General features: G+C 40.3%; 16 protein-coding genes. 1 reads left to right on the top strand and 15 read right to left on the bottom strand.

The window, feature by feature from the left end; all coding sequences use genetic code 11:
• The first annotated feature begins 223 nt into the window (after positions 1-223).
• Positions 224-1,453, top strand: coding sequence for an IS110 family transposase (locus NSQ94_RS01750; protein ID WP_027725928.1), 1,230 nt, complete (start codon positions 224-226; stop codon positions 1,451-1,453).
• 181 nt (positions 1,454-1,634) lie between these two features.
• On the opposite strand, the gene NSQ94_RS01745 is transcribed toward NSQ94_RS01750, so the two are convergent.
• The 15 genes from NSQ94_RS01745 to NSQ94_RS01675 all read right to left on the bottom strand — a co-directional run bounded on the left by NSQ94_RS01745 (position 1,635) and on the right by NSQ94_RS01675 (position 19,229).
• On the bottom strand, positions 1,635-2,894 hold the full coding sequence (locus tag NSQ94_RS01745; RefSeq protein ID WP_339229987.1) for an acyl-CoA dehydrogenase family protein: 1,260 nt from the start codon (positions 2,892-2,894) through the stop codon (positions 1,635-1,637).
• 358 nt (positions 2,895-3,252) lie between these two features.
• Complete coding sequence (locus NSQ94_RS01740; protein WP_339229985.1) at positions 3,253-4,245, bottom strand: aldo/keto reductase; 993 nt, start codon at positions 4,243-4,245, stop codon at positions 3,253-3,255.
• Between the two features lie 48 nt (positions 4,246-4,293).
• Entirely contained in the window at positions 4,294-5,664 is a 1,371-nt protein-coding gene (locus tag NSQ94_RS01735; RefSeq protein WP_339229983.1) for an LLM class flavin-dependent oxidoreductase, read from the bottom strand.
• A gap of 108 nt (positions 5,665-5,772) precedes the next feature.
• Positions 5,773-6,663 (bottom strand): MetQ/NlpA family ABC transporter substrate-binding protein, encoded by an 891-nt coding sequence (locus tag NSQ94_RS01730; RefSeq protein WP_063386546.1) that lies wholly within the window; start codon positions 6,661-6,663, stop codon positions 5,773-5,775.
• A gap of 31 nt (positions 6,664-6,694) precedes the next feature.
• Positions 6,695-7,357 (bottom strand): methionine ABC transporter permease, encoded by a 663-nt coding sequence (locus NSQ94_RS01725; protein ID WP_066247161.1) that lies wholly within the window; start codon positions 7,355-7,357, stop codon positions 6,695-6,697.
• Positions 7,347-8,372 (bottom strand): ATP-binding cassette domain-containing protein, encoded by a 1,026-nt coding sequence (locus tag NSQ94_RS01720; RefSeq protein WP_339229981.1) that lies wholly within the window; start codon positions 8,370-8,372, stop codon positions 7,347-7,349. The genes NSQ94_RS01725 and NSQ94_RS01720 overlap by 11 nt, the downstream gene beginning before the upstream one ends.
• Before the next feature lie 343 nt (positions 8,373-8,715).
• Entirely contained in the window at positions 8,716-9,924 is a 1,209-nt protein-coding gene (locus NSQ94_RS01715) for an acyl-CoA dehydrogenase family protein (RefSeq protein ID WP_339229979.1), read from the bottom strand.
• Positions 9,925-9,946: 22 nt separating this feature from the next.
• The gene (locus tag NSQ94_RS01710) at positions 9,947-11,179 is read right to left on the bottom strand and encodes an acyl-CoA dehydrogenase family protein (protein ID WP_144596894.1); all 1,233 of its coding nucleotides are present in this window, start codon (positions 11,177-11,179) and stop codon (positions 9,947-9,949) included.
• Between the two features lie 106 nt (positions 11,180-11,285).
• Positions 11,286-12,662: an LLM class flavin-dependent oxidoreductase gene (locus NSQ94_RS01705; RefSeq protein ID WP_339229977.1), complete on the bottom strand. Its 1,377-nt coding sequence runs from the start codon at positions 12,660-12,662 to the stop codon at positions 11,286-11,288.
• A 218-nt stretch (positions 12,663-12,880) separates the two neighbouring features.
• Positions 12,881-14,269: an LLM class flavin-dependent oxidoreductase gene (locus NSQ94_RS01700; protein ID WP_066247175.1), complete on the bottom strand. Its 1,389-nt coding sequence runs from the start codon at positions 14,267-14,269 to the stop codon at positions 12,881-12,883.
• A gap of 453 nt (positions 14,270-14,722) precedes the next feature.
• Positions 14,723-15,265: an NADPH-dependent FMN reductase gene (gene ssuE / locus NSQ94_RS01695; RefSeq protein ID WP_063386539.1), complete on the bottom strand. Its 543-nt coding sequence runs from the start codon at positions 15,263-15,265 to the stop codon at positions 14,723-14,725.
• A gap of 42 nt (positions 15,266-15,307) precedes the next feature.
• Positions 15,308-16,489, bottom strand: coding sequence for an acyl-CoA dehydrogenase family protein (locus NSQ94_RS01690; RefSeq protein WP_339229975.1), 1,182 nt, complete (start codon positions 16,487-16,489; stop codon positions 15,308-15,310).
• Positions 16,490-16,559: 70 nt separating this feature from the next.
• Positions 16,560-16,892 (bottom strand): hypothetical protein, encoded by a 333-nt coding sequence (locus tag NSQ94_RS01685; protein ID WP_235600401.1) that lies wholly within the window; start codon positions 16,890-16,892, stop codon positions 16,560-16,562.
• A 268-nt stretch (positions 16,893-17,160) separates the two neighbouring features.
• Positions 17,161-18,237 (bottom strand): dimethylsulfone monooxygenase SfnG, encoded by a 1,077-nt coding sequence (sfnG, locus tag NSQ94_RS01680; protein WP_063386537.1) that lies wholly within the window; start codon positions 18,235-18,237, stop codon positions 17,161-17,163.
• 518 nt (positions 18,238-18,755) lie between these two features.
• Entirely contained in the window at positions 18,756-19,229 is a 474-nt protein-coding gene (locus tag NSQ94_RS01675) for a PCYCGC motif-containing (lipo)protein (protein WP_063386536.1), read from the bottom strand.
• Between the last annotated feature and the right edge of the window lie 147 nt (positions 19,230-19,376).

The raw sequence follows: 19,376 nt of genomic DNA, 5'->3' as shown, positions 1-19,376 counted from the left end.
GTAGCTTTGACTACTTGTAAAGTCTGTCTCCTCGGCCCCTGTTTGGACGTCTAACCCGCAGGCTGTTCCCGTTGGTTTTCCCCATGCTGGAAGGAGCAGCTTCCAGGGCAGCCCATGGTCCAACGTGAGTTCTCATATGCGAGGGTGACTGGTCAACAGGCGCGATCCGGGGGCATCCCGAAGAGTCCTACCCCTCGATCCTACAACAATAGGAGGTGATCTCATGAAACTCTACGTCGGGATCGACGTGAGCTCACGCGACTTAGCCACCTGCATTATGGATCATGAAGGAAATACGTGCGCACGCTTCAAAGTGGATAATCATCTTCTGGGCGCCACCTTCCTTCGGGATCAAATCCTCCTGTGGGCTAACAAGCGAAAGCCAACCGAAATTCTGATCGGGATGGAAGCCACCTCGGTCTACAGTTGGCATCCAGCTATGTTTTTCCACCAGCAGGAGGCCTTGCAGGCTTGGAACGTCAAGGTGTTTACGATCAATCCAAAGCTCATTCGCAAGTTTAAAGAAGCCTATGTCGACTTGGAGAAAACGGATGACATCGATGCTTGGATCATTGCGGATCGGCTTCGCTTCGGCCGTCTGAAGATGACGGCTGTCCTCAAGGAGCAGTTTCTCGCGCTTCAGCGACTGACACGCATGCGATATCATCTCGTCCACCAGTTAACCCGTGAGAAACAGTATTTTCTCCAGCACTTGTTTTACAAATGCAGTTCCTTTACCCAAGAGGTGGACAGTTCGATCTTCGGACATGCCATTCTCGAACTGCTGCTTGAGTCGTGGAGCCTCGATGACATCTGCCAAATGGATGTCAAGCAGTTGGCCGACTTCCTGCGCCAAAAAGGGCGCAATCGCTTTGCCGATCCGGAATGCATCGCCAAGTCGATTCAAAAGGCGGCCCGTTCGTCGTATCGGTTGTCCAAGTGTGTCGAGGATTCCATCGACTTGCTGTTAGGGCTGTCGATTCAATCAATCCGCAGCCTGCAATCGCAGCTCAAAGAGCTCGATAAAGCCATTACCCGCCATCTTGAAGGCATTCCGAACACACTGCAAACCATCCCAGGCATCGGACCGGTTTATACCGCAGGCATCCTGGCCGAAATCGGGCAAATCGAGCGGTTTCACAACCAGGCCGCCTTGGCAAAATATGCCGGCTTGACATGGTCCAAGCACCAATCGGGCCGTTTTCAAGCCGAGGACACCTCCCTCATTCGTTCCGGCAATCGCTATCTCCGTTACTACCTAGTGGAGGCTGCCAACTCGGTGCAACGGCATGATGCGACGTTTCGTGCGTACTACCGGAAGAAGTATGAGGAAGTGCCCAAACACCAACATAAACGAGCCCTCGTCCTCACCGCTAGAAAACTCGTGCGTGTGATCGATGCGCTGCTACGCAACGGTCAAATCTACACGCCAAGAAAGGGGGAAGATCGATAAGAGGATCGATCTGGTATACCAATATCAACCTTTAGACCCAGTTTATTACATGTACCAATACTGGGTTTCTTCAGTATTGCCTTTTTTCGGATCATCGGACAAGGGAATTTCCAATTTCTATGATTTTTCACCTTGACATATTACCGCAGGACTTTTTATATATAAAATTTTTAAAACATCCTTAAAAGTAAACCTCTCTTATTGGAAGATCTGTACTGTTCACGACGTAGTCGCCAATAGCTCTAGCTTTGTAAACTGTTGGATTATGTGAAGCAAGAGTGCGAATATTACGCCAGTGACGGTCAAGATGTTTTGATTGTCTCGTTGCGGATGCCCCTCCAACCTCGAAAAGAAGCGTCGAGGCCTGTAAGGCAAGTTGATCTATAATAACCTTGGCCTGTGCAGCTCGCAGGGAAGCTTCATGGCTCAGAGAATAATCGATCACTCCATTAACTGCTGAATTCAGAGCAGCATCAATTGCATCTGCGGCAGCTAGGACAATAGTTTCTGCGGTAAACGCGCTGCTTGAGAGCTGTCCAATGACATGCTGCAGTTGCGGATCTTGTCGAGGTGTATCCGCAGCAGCAAAACTGAATGTCCGTGATCTTCCATGAACTAAAGCTTTAGCGTCTGTCACCACATTCCGCAAGATGCCCGCTATCACTCCATGCAAATAGAGCTGCAGAAAAGAGTTGAAAGGCGTTTTGGAGCCATCAATATATGTTATTTCATCTTGATTGACATACACATTGTGAAGACGTGTAGTACCGCTTCCTGTCCATTTTTGTCCGATGCCGTCCCAGTCATCTTCAATGATGACACCTTCACGATTTGTCGGAATTATTACCGATGCAGGCCTTCCTTCATGAGTTGATGCCGTAACAACTACCCAGTCTGCATACAGTGTGCCGGTACTAAAGTATTTTTTGCCATTCAATAGGAAGCCTTCACCATCCGGTGATAAAGTTGTTTCAAAAACCAAATTTCCAGCATTATTGGATGAAATTTCAGCAGAAGCATTGCCGATGATTTCTCCATTGGCTACTCTTTGCAGCCACTTTTCACGGAGTTTTTCATCCGTAAGCAGCAAAAATTTCTCCACTTGGGAAAAGTGTGAACGAAGGCTGTGTGCGACATCTGGATCAGCTTCCGCTAAACGTATTAAAATTTGAAAAAGATCACGAATATCTGCACCGCTGCCGCCAAGTTCAACAGGTAATCGCAATGCACCCAATCGAGATTTTCGGATTAAATCAAAGGCATAATATGGATGATCTTTACTCCCAGTACTTCTGCGTTTTTCAGCATCTTCTGCAATTGCAGCAATTAAGTATTCTAATTCTGGTGAATCAACTTTTACTGGGCTGGTAAAAGTTAGAGAATTTGATTCATCTTTATTTTTGAAGTTAATCCTTTGATTTAATGGTTTTTGGCTTGACATTCATCAAACACTCCTGTTTTGTTTTTTAAATTTACCAACCACATCTTTTTCGCGTATTACCGCAAAAAATAATGTGAAAGTTCAAACGTTCAACTGTTTCATCAATCCGTTTGTTTTACACCGCAGTTTACACCACGATTGTTTTAATTCAGGAAATGGATGTCCATTTACCAAGCTCTGTGTTCATCATTAGAATACTTAAATCCACCCTCTCGTAAGAAAAGATTGCTCCAACAGCTTTTCACAAATTGGCTTTAAAGGAAAAGACAGCATAACCATTCTCTGATTTCAAATTTGTCAAAGTGTGAAATCGATTATTATGCTAGATTTTTAAAACACTAGCACCGTTTCCTCTGGATTACTTTCTATATTTGCTAAATAAATCCTCATCTGGACTATGATCCGTTGGTAATGGAGGCGCATCTGACAATGCGGATATCTGTTCTCTTTCACTGGCAGTTAAAGGGATTTCTGCCCCAGCAATCGATAGGGCCAGTTGTTCCGGATTACGTGCTCCTATAATTGGAGCAGTTACAGCAGGATGATGTAATACCCATGAAACTGCTAAAGAAGCAGGATGATATCCAAATTGTTTCGCCAGCTCCGTAAATTGATGTGCAACAGTAAAATAATACTGATGACTATATCTTTTCTCATAATTCTTTTGTTCTACTAATCTTCCTTGCTCCGGCTTGTTTGTACTGTTATATTTTCCGGTTAATAAGCCTCCGCCGAGCGGACTGTAAGTTATGGCACCTAATTGCTCTGATTGAGCTAACGGAAAAATTTCTACCTCCGCTTGCCGTTTTACGAGATTATACATCGGTTGAATTAACTCAAATCGTGCTAGCTGTTTTCTTTCAGATATTCCTAGAGCTTTTGCAATTTGCCAGGCAGCCCAGTTACTTACAGCGGGGAATAAAATCTTCCCTTGTTTTTGTAAATCATCTAAAGCTCTAACGACTTCTTCAATATCTGTATACTCGTCAAACAGATGAACAAAATAAAATTCAATCCGATCAGTGCCCAATCTTATTAAACTTTGTTCAACTGATAAAAAAAGATTTCTTCTCGATAAACCGCCGCTATTTAAATCTTTGCCTGTAGGCAAGCCTGCTTTAGAGGTTAAAACAATCTCATCTCGATGACCGGCAATACACTTTCCAAGAATTTCTTCAGCACGTCCATCATTATAAACATTCGCTGTATCAAAAAAGTTTATCCCGGCTTCTCGACATTGCTTATACATCATAATGGAAGTTTCTTCATCTGCAATGCCGCCGAATGACATTGTTCCAAAGCATAAATTTGAAACATGAATGCCTGTCCTTCCAACTGTACGAAATTCCATTATTACCTCCAACATTATGAGCTGAAGGAGAAGCAAACTTTAAAATTGTTAAAAATTCCGATATTTTGCACCTGTATGATCATCTGGCAGCAGCTTTTTCCCTGTACCAAACAGCTTCTCCCTCAGTGTTCCTTTCTCGTATTCTTTTTTATAGATTCCACGTTTTTGCAGCTCCGGAACAACGAAATGAATGAACTCTTCAATGCTTCCAGGCGTTATAAGATTTGCAAGATTATACCCGTCGATTCCAGTTTGTTCGATCTGGAATTGAATGCTGTCAGCTATTTCAACGGGATTGCCGACTAATACATTACTCCTTCCGATCGTTTCAAACTTGTTTAACACTTCTCGAACAGTTAATTTTCTTGGCGCATCTTTCGTTAATGAAGCAGCTCGAGACTGACCATGTTCCGTATGCTTATATTCAAAAAAAGCGTCTTTATCTTCATATTTAGATAAATCATAGCCTGTTGAACCGCCATATTGAGCTTTTGCCGCTTCAGCACTCCACAATCGATTGTATTCCTCATATTTTAATTCAGCTTCTTCTGTCGTTTCTGCCACAATGACATTTAAAAACGTAAATGCTTTAATATTTTCAGGATTCCGTCCGTATTTTTCAGCCCGTTCTTTAATATCTTGAATATAAAATCTTAATTTTTCGGGCGTCGACCCGCCAACAAATACACACTCTGCATGCTTGGCGGCGAAATCTCTGCCGCGTTCAGAAGAACCTGCCTGAAAAATAACAGGTGTCCGCTGTGCAGAAGGATATGTTAAATGCGGGCCTTTTACGCTGAAATATCGCCCATTATGGTTTATTTCATGAACCTTTTCGGGATCAAATAAAATTTCATTTTCCGCATCGCCAACAAACGCATGCTCCTCCCAGCTGCCTTCCCAAAGCTTATAGGAAACCTCCATAAATTCATCGGCAATATCATAACGCTCGTCATGTTTAACAATTTCTTTATGGCCGTAGTTTTGCGCAGCATTTGGCAAATATGAGGTGACAACATTCCAGCCAATTCTGCCGTTTGTAAAGTGATCTAATGTGGAGAAGCGACGTGCATTTGAAAACGGATGTTCATACGTTGTGCTGACCGTTACTACAAATGACAAATGCTCTGTAACAGCTGCCACCGCTGGTACAATAAAGGCCGGATCATTTAGCGGAACTTGAACGCCGTCTCGAATCGCAGCATCTTTACTATTTTGATAGACATCATACACTCCGGCTACATCTGCAAAAAAAATGGTGTCAAACTTCCCTTTTTCCAACAATTTTCCTAACTCAATCCAATAATGTAGATCATTATAATAAAGATGGCGTTTATTTTGAGGATGCTTCCATAATCCGTGAGAATTATGCATAGCTCCTGCCATATCAAAAAGATTTAATATTATCTGCTTTGCCATATTTCTCACTCCAGCATCTTTTCAAAAGTACAAATTCCGATTCTATCAGTCGAATGTCATCAAATTCAAATGCAGCCTTGCTCGCAAATAAACAATTCCTTCCTTATGTTATTCTTTGCCTTGTTTAATATTTTCAACTAAGCGATCTAATTCTTTTTGCAGTTCTGGTACTGGCACCTTTGTGACAATGCTTGCACCCTTCGTATCTTCTTCTACTGCTTTAGCTACTTCTTCTGTCTGATAAATTTCCGCAATGGTCTTATATGCCTCATTGTCTTTATTCTTTTCTAAAGTGGCAAAAACGTTAACATACGGCAGTGTATCTTTGCTGTTTGGATCATCATGAAAAATGGCATCTGCTAAAGTGTAACCGGCTTGACCAGCTATTCCGCCATTAATAATAGATGCGGCTACATCAGGCAGCACTCTAGGAGTCTGTTGGGCAACGACTTCTACTATTTCAATATTTTTTGGGTTTTTAACGATATCTTTTACTGTTGGATAAAGACCGACATCTTCCCTTAACTCAATTAATCCAGCTTGCTGCAGTACCTTTAGCCCTCTGCCTAAATTAGCCGGATCATTTGGAACCGCAATTTTTGAACCATTTGGGATCTCGGATACATCTTTATATTTTTCCGAATACAATCCTAAAGGAGCAACAACAGTTGAGCCAATCGGCACAATATTCACATTATTTTCCGCGATAAATTGGCTTAAAAATGCAAGATGCTGGAAGGCGTTCACATCTACCTCGCCATTGACAAGTGCAGTATTTGGCAGCACATAATCGGAAAATTCGACATATTCTACCTTAATATTTTTTTCTAACGCTTTTTTCTTAATGATGTCCCAATACTGTCCATCTGATCCGGTAATCCCCACCTTAACAGTAACGACTTTTTCTTTTTTATCCCCAGATGCTGAATTGCTGTTGCAGCCCGCCAGGAGGCCAATCACCAAAATTGTAACTAGTAAATGGAATAGTTTGATTTTCATAAAATAATAATCCCCCTAATATATGATTGATCTATCTGCGTAAAAAGAAACGTGAAAGCATGTTGCCAATAAATTGAGCAATTTGAACAAGAATAATTAATATGACAACCGTAACAATCATGACGGATGTATCAAACCGCTGATAACCATATGTCATCGCAAGATCCCCAAGGCCCCCTCCGCCAACCGTTCCAGCCATGGCGGAAAAATCAATAAGTCCTACGGTGATAAATGTAATTCCTAAAATTAAAGGCCCTAATGCTTCGGGAATTAGTACCCCAAATATTATTTGAATAGGTGATGCCCCCATCGCCTTTGCAGCCTCGATAATACCTGGATCAATTGAGACTAAATTATTTTCTACCACCCTGGCAATGGCAAAAGCTGCAGCAATGGTCATCGGAAAAATAGCCGCTGTCGTTCCAATTGTAGTTCCCACAACGAATCGCGTAAGCGGGCTGATGGCAACTAAAAATATGATGAACGGTATAGGTCGAATAATATTGATTAATAAATTCAAAAATGAAAAGATGAATCTATTTTCTAAAATATTGCCTTTACGGGTGACAAATAGCAGTAGTCCCATGATAATTCCTAAAATACTAGCAAAAATCAATGTGAAAATGACCATTGTAATCGTTTCACCTGTTGCTTGAAGTATTCTAGGCCAAAACGTCGTCCAATCAACTTTCACCGTTTGTGACCTCCCTTACTTCAACTATCTCTGTCAACTCTTTTAATACTTCTTCAATTTGAGAATCAGCTCCAATGAATTCCACGATTAAATTGCCAAACAATTGATTTTGAAGTTCATTGATGCTTCCGTAAATGATATTAAAGTGAATATTATGTTTAGCTGTTAATGTCGATAATATAGGTTGACTCGCAGTGTCTCCTGAAAATACAATTCGATAAAGCTTTCTTTCATGATCCTTCCTTAACTTTTCAAGCAAGCTCGAAGATAATTTTTCATTTACAACCGAACTGATAAAATTTTTCGTCGTTTTTTCTTGAGGATTTGAAAATATATTAAAAACCTCGCCCTCTTCAATGATTCTCCCGTTTTCCATAACCGCTACGCGATTGCAAATTTTTCGAATCACGTTCATTTCATGTGTTATTAATAAAATCGTAATATTGAATTCTTCATTCACTTTTTTCAATAGATTTAATATTTCATTAGTGGTTTCTGGATCTAAAGCCGAGGTAGCCTCATCACATAACAGAATGTCTGGTGAAGTTGCAAGCGCTCGTGCAATCCCTACTCTTTGTTTTTGACCTCCTGACAACTGTTCAGGAAATTTGTCAGCTTGGTCTTCAAGACCAACAAATTGTAATAGCTCTGTAACTCGTTGGTGGATTTCCTCCTTCGATTTTTTCTCCAATCTTAAAGGGTAAGCAATATTGCCATATACCGTGCGAGAATTAAATAGATTAAATGTTTGAAAAATCATTCCAATTTTTCTTCTTAATTGCCGCAGATCTTTCGAAGATATGGAATTCAAATCATAATTATCGACTATAATATTTCCTTTTGTCGGACGTTCGAGTAAATTCACTAACCTAAGCAGTGTACTTTTTCCGGCTCCGCTAAAACCGATGATTCCAAAAATGTCGCCTTTTTTAATGTGAAGCGAAACATCTTTTACAGCTTCTACTTTTTTCCCACCAGACTCGTATATTTTACTAACTCTCTCTAGCCTAATCATCAATTTCCTCCACCAACCGAAAATTTATCCAGATCTATATACAATATCCCCTTTGTTCAAAACGTTTAATGCGGGAACTACTCGAGCGTTTGGGGATGGTGCTTCTCCCATCTTAACCTCTTTATGTTTAATTTAATTTGTTTAACTTGGAAAAATGGCGATGAACCATAATACTTTGACACATTTGTGCAATGCAAAAAATTTTTTTCCTTGTCATATTGTGAAAAAGAAAGGCCTTAATTTCATTTTTCATGAAATTAAGGCCTCTGGTGTTCCAGTCAGCAAATATTATGCACTTTTCTGCTCAGCAGCAGAAAATGCTCCCACAGTCTCCAGCATCCTCCTATTTAAATTGCACTTCTTTCAAGCTATTTCGATATTCTTCAATCACGGATTTCGAAACTTGACTCACGACCATGTCATTTAAAGGAGGATTATATAAACCACACTGAACATCCCTAAAATATCTTTCTAATGGCAAATCTTTCGATAACGAATGACCGCCTGCGATTCTCATAGCCAGCTCTACTATTTTGATCGCATTATTACATACTGTATATTTTGTAATAGAGACTTCATTGCTTAACTTATCTCGAACATGTAAATTTCGGTCCCATTTTTCAGCTAAACCGTATAACAGGTATCTTGATACAGCGATTAAAATTTCGATTTCTCCAATTTTATCCTGAACATGCGGCGCCTCTAGAATAACATCTCCTAGACTTGGTGAAAATTTCTCAGCCGCATACTTTAAAATAAAATCTCTGGCAGCAATCGCAATCCCTAAATAAATGGCTGGCAACTGCAGCGTGTAGGCACTGCTGTTGCCCTTAAAGCGGTTGTTCTTCCCCTTGTCAATGTAAGACAATAACGCCTCTTCCGGCACAAACACATCATGCAGTTCGATATCATGGCTGCCTGTTGCTCTCATTCCCAAAACATTCCATGTATCTATCAATTGTACCGAATCATTTTTTTTAATTAAAAATTCGGCCGTTTTATCTTCTTCTTCGACATATGCCAAAATCGTAAAATGCGACACAATTGGCGCCAATGTTGCAAATGCCTTTCTTCCTGAAATGATATATCCGTCTTTCGTTTTTCTCGCAATTGTTGATGGGGTTCCGCCTCTTACAATATTGCCTGATGTCCGCTCCGTGACAAAAACATTTAATAATGAACCTTCCTCAACGGCCTCTCTGCATATTTTCGCAAAAATTTCTTCTTTCCAAGGCCGGAAATCCCTAAGGCTAAAGAATGCCATTAAGTGCCATCCTATCGCCAGTGCCGTAGAACCACAGGCTTTCGCTAATCGTTCTTGTACAAGCAAAATTTCATATAATGAAAGTTCTTCACCTCCATATTCTTTAGGGATTGTTAGCTTATGATAACCCTCTTTTTTCAGGATTTCGATATGCTCAAACGGAAATTCTCCTGTTTCATCATATTTATCAGCTGTCTGTCGAATTTTCTCTGCAATGCGCTCCACATATTCTACGAGCCTTGCATCTCGTTCATTTCGAATCGTCTGATTGCTTGCGTTAAAATCCATTGTGCATCCTCCAATAAAATCCTTAGAAGTAAACCTCTCTTATCGGAAGCTTCGTACCATTCACAACATAATCGCCAATAGCTCTTGCTTTGTAGGCTATCGGATTATGGGAAGCAAGTGTGCGAATATTGCGCCAGTGGCGGTCAAAATGCTTGGATTGTCTCGTAGCTGAAGCGCCGCCAACCTCAAAGAGAAGTGTAGCTGCTTGTAATGCAAGGTGATCGATAATAACTTTCGCCTGAGCAGCTCGCAGGGAAGCCTCATGACTTAAATCAAAGTCTATTTCTCCATTAACCGCCTCATTCACTGCTATGTCTAATGCATCTGCGGCAGCCAGCACAAGTGCTTCTGCGGCAAACGCGCTGCTTGAAAGCTGTCCAATAATTTGCTGAAGCAGCGGATCAGCCGCTGGCGTATCTGCTGATGCAAAAGTAAAGGTTCTGGATCTTCCATGAACTAAAGCTTTAGCGTCTGTCACCACATTCCGCAAAATACCCGCTATCACTCCTTGCAGATAGAGCTGTAAAAATGAATTGAAAGGCGTCTTCGTCTCATCAATAAATGTTACTTCTTCTCGATTGACATATACATTGTTTAAGCGTGTTGTACCGCTTCCTGTTAATTTTTGTCCGATACCATCCCAGTCATCTTCAATGATGACGCCATCACGATTTGTCGGAATAAACGCGGAAACAGGTTTTCCTTCAGGGGTTGATGCCATAACGATTACCCAGTCGGAATATATTGTACCGGTGCTAAAATATTTCGTACCGTTTAATCGGTACCCTTCGCCATCTTGAGTCAAAGTTGTTTCAAAAATCAAATGACCAACATTTTTTGATGAAATTTCCGTAAAGGCATTCCCAATAATATCTCCTTTTGCCACGATTCCCAACAATTGCTCACGTCGTTCTTTATCCGGATTTCGAAGTATTTCTTCTACTTGCCAATAATGGGCACGAAGGCTGTGCGCCACATCCGGATCGGCTTCAGCTAAACGGATTAGGACATAGAAAAGATCACGAATACTAGCTCCTCCACCGCCTAGTTCAACAGGCAGACGTAAAGCACCCAATCGAGATTGCCGAATTAAATCGAAGGCGTGATAAGGCAGTTCTTCACTGCCGGCATTTCTTCGTTCCTCAGCGTCTTTGGCAATTACATCAATCAATTGATCTAATTCAGGCGAATCAACTTTTACCGGACCGTTAAAAGTCAAAGAGCTTGCTTCATTTAATTGATTTTGAATTGACATCTTTTATGCACTCCTTTAATCGTATTTTAAATTTCACTATTCACATCTTTTTAGTAATATTTATTTGTAAAAAAAAGAGCCAAACAGCAATTACTAGCACCTCAGATCAATTTACAGGGCTTTTCGCTGCAAATGCACCTCGGTATTTTGCAGCAGGATGACGCTCATTGAGACGATCTGTCCCAAACAATTTGCGCCGCAATGTTCCTGGCTTTCCATATCCATTGCGCGCTAAACCGCGCTTTCGAAGCACAGGCATGACTTGATCAATAAATTCTTCATAGGAACCGGGAATCGTCGCATTGATGACATTGATGCCGTCAACACCTGCATCCCTCCAAAGCTCAAGCTGGTCTGCAATCATTTCAGGAGTGCCGACAATACGGTTTGTTTTGCTCCTGAGCCTAGCAAGATCTCTAACTGTAGGAGTCCTTCCCGGCGTGCTTTGCTTTAGCCATTCATATGTGCTTCTGATCCCTTCAGTTTTGATATCTTCCAATGGAGTATCTAAAGTAGCATTCCCTAAATCAATTCCCATCCCCCCAGCGGAATGAGCGATCATCATATCGAAATCAATCTTATTTTCAAGTTCATATTCTTTTTGCCGAGCTTCTTCCTCCGTCTTTCCGATCACAAAGTACAATCCCTGATAAAAGTGGATATCCTCACTCTTTCTGCCATTTTCAACCGCCAACCTTCGTGTTTCATCGATCAGCTTGCGGGCATTTTCAGGATCAGGTGCTCCAATGAAGACCGCTTCAGCATTGCGAGCCGAAAAATCTCTGCCAGTAGGGGACGAACCAGCTTGAAAAAGCAACGGTGTGCGCTGCGGTGATGGAGCCACTAAGTGCGGTCCTTCCACCTTGTAGCGCTTGCCGACATGATGAATTTTATGGACTTTCGCCGGATCCGCATAAATTCCGCTTTCACGGTCCTGCAAAAGCGCTCCTTCATCCCATGAACCTTCCCAAAGCTTATATAAAACATCAACATATTCATCCAGCCACTCATATCGTTCATCATGCGGAACTAAGCCGTCATAGCCAAAGTTGCGAAAGGCATTTGCTGAGTAGCTGGTAACCATGTTCCAGGCAATTCGTCCTTTGGTGATGTGATCTAATGTTGATACACGGCGTGCAAAGTTAAAGGGAGGTTCTTGAACCGGAGCCGCCGTAAAAGCTAAGCCCAAATGTTTTGTATTTACTGCAAGTGCTGAAAGCAGTACCATTGGGTCATTACTAGGTACTTGCAAGCCATTTTCAATATGGAAATCCCATCCTCCTCGAAAGTCATTGTACAGCCCGACGACGTCGGCGAAAAAGATGACGTCAAAACCTCCCTCATCCAGCCGTTTCGCTAAAGAAACCCAAAGATTTACGTCATTAAAGTTAAGCTGATGACCTTCTTGATCACGCCACATCCCGTGAAGAATGTGAGAAGGTGTATTCATAACAAAAGCAGAAAATGATAATGGCTTTGTCATATTCCCCATATCTCCATTTATCCTAAAAATTTGTTTAACCAAAAAAAGAATTCATTTCATAAACGACTTAAAGGACTTATGAATCCGCAGCAAAATTGGCAACAAGTCAAATAAAGATGATGCAAAAGTAATACTGACTAACGACTAACCTACATTTTCCTTTTTTTCAAGGCTGATCATACGAAGTTCAAAGCTTCTTTTGATACAAAAAAGTGAGGTTAATCCTGCAGTTGATAACTTAAATTTCTATATTTAGCTCCAATATGGTCTTCCGGTAAACGGGACTGGCCTTTGCCAAACAATTTTTCCCGCAAAGTTCCTTCTTCATATTCTTTTTTCACGACTCCACGTTGTTGAAGCTCCGGAATGACAAGATCAACAAAATCTTTAAAAGTTCCCGGCGTTATTGCATAGGCGAGATTAAATCCATCGATATCCGTATCTTCAATCCATTCCTCAAACGTATCAGCTATTTGCTTTGGTGTTCCGACCACTACAGGACCCATTCCGCCTATTCCAGCAAAATTCGCCAGCTCGCGGACAGTCCATTTTTTATTTGGACTTGCTTTCGTTAATGATTCGAGCACTGATTTGATGGCGTTAGTATCAATGTATTCAATTTCTTGATCAGGATCATATTTTGAAAAATCAACACCTGACCAGCCGCCTAATAAAGAAAGGGCCCCTTCATAGCTGATATATTGCGATAATTCTTCATATTTCGCCCACGCTTCCTCCTCCGTCCGCCCAACAATCGGTGTGAACAAAGCGAATACTTTTATGCTTTGCGGATCCCTGCCAAATTCAGCAGCCTGGGCTCTTAAATTTTTAACATATGAAGCGATAGGCTCTTTTCCTGGCATCGAAACAAATGTGCACTCAGCATGTTTTGCTGCAAATTGACGCCCTCTCGCTGAAGCGCCTGCTTGATATAAAACAGGTGTTCTTTGCGGCGACGGCTCGCACAAATGAATGCCTGGCACATTAAAATATTTGCCGTGATGATTTATTTCATGAACTTTCGCTGGGTCTGTGAAAATTTTTCTATCTCTATCTTTTATAACAGCATCGTCTTCCCAGCTGCCTTCCCATAATTTATAGCAAACTTCCAAATATTCTTCCGCAATATTATATCGTTCTGAATGGAGGAACCGATCGCCAATATCGATGTTTTTCGTTCCGCTTTCCAAATAGGAAGTAACAATATTCCAGCCTACTCGGCCCTTTGTTAAATGGTCTAAAGTCGACATTCTGCGTGCAAATGTATATGGATGCTCAAATGTTGTAGAGCATGTGATCCCAAAGCCTAAATGCTCCGTTGCATGCGCCATTGCAGAAACAAGTAAAATAGGGTCATTGACTGGAACTTGGGTTGCTTCACGTACTGCTGTTGTTTTATCATTTCCATACACATCATAAATGCCGATTACATCTGCAATAAATAATCCATCGAACCGCCCTTTTTCCAGTAATTGCGCCAGCTCAACCCAATATTCAATATCTTTATATCGGTATGACTGATCTTCAGGATGCACCCATAATCCCGGAGATTGATGCGCCACACAATTCATATCAAAAGCGTTTAAATAAATTCGCTTTTTCTTCATATGATTTCCTCCCGACTAACCGTAAATTTGACATTGTCGTTTAGTTATCATTCCATGGACCGATAATGTCTGTGATTCTATATATCAAAACTGAAATAGAGTGGGATCATTATTCACAAATTTTGAAAGGTACGTGTCTCTTTCTCAAATACTTGTAGTTACATCTTTTTCTTCGTTTTATTTAAAGGTTTATAACGAAAAAAAACAGAGACTATCTTTGCAAGTACGAAACTTGCGATGATATGTCTCTGGTCGTCCAGTCAACATGATACATTTGATCGTATGAAATTTTTGCTAAAGTAATATATTTCCCTATACAAAGGTAAGAATTTTTTGGTTGGAATCAACGGCAGCTTAAGCAATTTATTGGTGACAGTTCTGTCACCATTATTTTCCATCTCCGTAAGCAGGATGAAACATCCTTTCTGTTCGGTGCAAACAATATATAAATCACTATTTTAATTGTTCAACTTTTAACCGGCTTAATAGATCATTCAATGATGTTTGTAATCTCGATTCTATTTCCGCATCAATAAAAGTAACCTGATCTTCGTGATAGCCAATTTGAGAATCTACGAAATACACTCCTTTTAAAATCTCCTGGCTGCCTAACACAGAAGCAATCGGCTTAATAGCATATTCCAATGTTAAAAGATGAGCTGCTGTTCCGCCGGTAACCACTGGGAGAACAACTTTATCAACGAATCCTTTTTCAGGAATGAAATCTAACAGGGCTTTTAACACCCCTGGATAGCTTGCTTTATATACAGGACTTACAATAATAACTGCCTGTGCTTGTTCAATCTGTGCTAAAACCTCTTGAATTTTTGGGCTGTTGAAGTTGGCAAATAAAAGATCTTCTGCCGGCAGGTCACGAACTGAAATGGTAGACGCATTCAGCCCTTCAGCCTTGATCCTTTTTTCTAAATAAGCAGAGATAGCTAAGCTTCTTGATGGTTTAGATGGACTTCCGGAAATAATCACGATATTTGACATAATGTCATCACCTTTCTTCAATTAAATTCGATCGTTTATACATTAAGAATACGGTGTAATCTCAGGCAATTTACCGTTAAGAGCCCATTCTCCGATATCACGGATTTTATATTCAATGGGATCATGCAACGTGTGAGTCCTTACATTTCGCCAAAAGCGGTCAAACCGATATTTTCCTAAAGTTGCCCTTGCCCCCATTACTTCAAACATACGGCTGGTAAGCTCTAAAGCTGCTTTTGCTGTTGCAACCTTTGCAGTCGCAATGATAATTCCACACTCTCCACGTTCCTGTTCTGTTAATGCCCTTTCTTTATCCCATGCTTCTTGCAGAGCATTTGAAGCGTCTTGGGCCAATGCAGCTGCAGCTTTTAACTGCACATATAAATCTCCATACTGGCGAATCGTATATGGATCGCTCGTCGCCTGATCTACTTTAGAGGTCAGCCAAGGACGAGTGATATTTTTCGTATAGTTTTTCGCTTCTTCAAATGCTCCCTCCGCAATTCCAAGAAGAACATGAACTAAAATGGTTTGAGCAGTATGCGTCCTTATAGTAGGGAAAAAGCTTTCAGGTTCTTGTTCATAGAAATTTAATATCTCTTCTTCCTTCAGCAGTACATCTTGAAAAACAACAGTGCCGCTATCCGTTTGCCGTTGGCCGAAGCTATCCCAATCATCATTAATGATTATTCCTGTCCGATTAGTAGGAATAACGGCAATAACAGGGCGATCTTGATTTGGACTTTTAGCTGATATAAGCAGCCGGTCTGAATCTTTAGCACCCGAGCAAAAGCTTTTTTTCCCAATTAGCTTTAACTGATCCCCTTCTCGCTTTACGAGCAAGCTTTCATCAAGAGGATTATAGGTATTTCCCCAAAACAAATTATTTTCAGCCGTTTCCTTATAATACTTCTCTTTCTGCTGAGGGGAACCGAATAGATGTACGGATGTCAAGCATAAGAAATGATAGCCGAATAAGTGAGCCAATGACCCGTCTACTTTTGCCAGCTCACGTGTAATTTGCAGCACAGCTTTCCAATCCTTCCCCAGTCCGCCTAAAGACTTCGGGATGATAAGTGAAAGTAATCCGCTTTTTCTAAGCAGATCACGTTCTGCTTTTGCTGTTCCTCCTCGTTCATCCCTTTCAATTGCAGTTTTAGCAAACTCTTTTGCTAACTGCAAAGCTGTGTCAAGGTAATGACCTGTTCCTTCTGCAACACTCATTCATTAGTTACCCCTTTGTCTTCTTTATCTAAATAATGTTTGTGATTAATAGTTTACTGACATAATCGTTCTATTGTTCCATTATTTCATTCATAAATTGATGAAGCTTCTTTGAAAGACCTCCGTTTCCAAAACGGATATATTTGCGTTTTTTAAAATCCGCATCTTCTCTTTTGACAAATTCCAGAAAAGCTAAAATATAAATTCGACGATGAATAATAGAAACGACTCCATTTGTATAAAACCAATTGTCAATCGTATTGAAAACACCTTTATTTATCCGATAATTCTTTTGGCACCAAAGGAAAAATTGTAAATCCGGCAAATTCAAATATTCATTTTCTCGCAAAGATTTTTGTTTTTCCGCTTTATAATCCAATATGTTCACATAACTATTTGCCACCGCTAATCCACCTTTCCATGTTTGTAAAAAAAGGAAAGAGACTCTCATTTCAAGAAATATGATCTTGAATTGAGAGCCTCTAGTTGTCCAGTCAGCATTCATCAAACTATTTTGTTTATAACTAAATTAATACATATTATTCCTATATGTCAAGTATTATTTAAAGAAAGAGACTCCTCATTTCTTGATGTTGAATGCCCAACATCATTCGTATTCATTTGTTAGTTGTTCCGAAAGCTTACTCATTTCGAGTCTTATGCTTCTTTATTTAGTTGGCTAGGATTCCCTCCAATTTTGCTTCTTTTTCTCTTACGAGCGGAATGACTTTTTCACCAAAGGCTTTTAAGTCTTCATCGTAATGTAAAAATCCTGTCAAAACAATATCGACTCCTATTTTTTTCAGCTCAATGATGCGATCTGCCACTTGTTCTGCCGTTCCAATCAAACCTGTTTTGAAACCGTCATTATATTGCACAAGATCTTCGAAGGTGGATTCCGCCCACATTCCTTCACCTTCAGGAGAGGCTTTCCCTGCGAATTTCACTTGACTTTCAAAGCCTTCCACAGCTTCTTTATCTGCATGTAAAACAATATCTTTTAAAACTTGTTTTGCTTCTTCTTCTGTATCACGAACAATCACGAAGCCATTAACACCGAATTGGATGTTTCTTCCGTTCGATTCAGCCAATGATTTCACATGATCAATTTGCTTTTTCAGATTTTCCAGCGAGTTTCCATTCATGAAATAAACATCTGAAACTCGTCCAGCCATTTCTCTTGCTGCTTTCGAGTTTCCGCCTTGGAAAATTTTCGGGATATTAATAGGTTTAGGCTTTAATGGCGCTTCATTTATACGATAAAAATCTCCTTTAAAAGTAGTGGTTTCCTTTGTCCACAAATCTCGTAGAACCTGTATAAATTCTTCAGACCGTCGATAACGTTCATCATGGTCTAACCACGGTTCCCCATAACCGATAAATTCATTTTTAAACCATCCGCTGACAATATTAATTGAAGCACGGCCATTACTGATATGATCAATCGTTGAAATAATTTTTGCTATGACACCTGGATGCCATAGACCGGGCAGCACAGCTGTAATAATGTTTAATTTTTTGGTACTAGCGGCAAGTGCAGAAGCAAGCGCAGCGGCTTCTAATTGTTTTTCAGCTCCGTAGCTGGCGAAAAATCTTGTTTGCAGCAGGACGTAATCAAAACCATTTTCTTCAGCTATTTGTGCATAACGTTTGTTATCCTCAAATGACCAGCCTGTTTTCTGTGGCAGATTAGAGATCACAAGCCCTCCACTAACGTTTGGCGCCCAATAAGCAAATTGTAAACCCATTGATTTTCCCTCCTTAAATTTTAATAAAAAAGGCTCATATCAGATCCCTAATATTAGGAACTGATATGAGCCTCTGGCGGTCCAGTGGGCAACCGGATAAAAGTAAAAGATTTAAGTATGATATTAATTCCATTATTCCTATTTGTCAAGTATGTTTTTAAAAATTTCGACTTTTCTTGCTAGTTTTATTAGATCAGTCCTTAGAATTAGACATGAGGGAAAGGCAGAATGGAAAATGGGTCATGGAGCGAAAGGGAATATGATTATATATAATGGATCAGGGAAATAAATAATTCTTTCTTGGAAAGCGTGGAGGATCGGTCAAAAAAAGCCGAAGGAGCTTTCTCCGACAATTTTATTATGTAAAAATAACAAAAAACAGTATTGATGGATATTCAAGATTAAATGTCTAATCACAAGCCTTTTTCCATCATGATCAAGTCCTGAGGACAAAAACAGTTTCGACAAAGCATAAAACATAGAAAAGATGAAACCAATAATTGGTCTCATCCTTTTCTTTATAACGGCATTGGTGTGTCTGTCGGGTTCGCATAGCCTTCTTTGTATTTTTCATCTATATATTGGCGAATTTCTTTTACCGTTTTTCCATCTTGCTTCATTTTGATTGCTTCTGCTGCAATTTCTAAGCAGACGTTGCAGCGTGTTCCATGGTCATCCCATACAACAGAACCATTTTGATTTACTTGCTTAACAAAACAATTTAGACTGCTCCGATGTCCGGCATGATCGCCGCAGCCACAATAACAAGGAATCCATTGCAGCAGCTCCATTGATTTTCCGGCTGCTTGATAGATGATTTGAATGTTTTCGCTATATTCATTTAAAAAGGTCGGCAGTTCATCCCTTGAAGCAGTTGTTTCCCACAAGTCGCCATTCGGCGCGTGCTCCATGGTTGATTGTTCTTTATTTGAACTGCAAGCAGAAATGATTATTGTAATAAATAGTAATACCAATAATTGTTTGGCTTTCACAACGTCACACTTCCTTTTATAAAGTGTAATGAAATCCTTCTTTTCTGTTCATCAACTAATCACAAATTGCATTCAGCTGCCGAACATAGAACCATCTGGCGGCCGATGTTACCCTTACAATATATATTCCTATTTCCCTTCCTTAAA

It is taken from the genome of Aeribacillus sp. FSL K6-2833 (genome assembly GCF_037965815.1).
Lineage (GTDB): Bacteria > Bacillota > Bacilli > Bacillales > Aeribacillaceae > Aeribacillus > Aeribacillus composti.
Note: the sequence above shows the minus strand (reverse complement) of the source record. Positions and strands in the feature narration are given on the sequence as shown.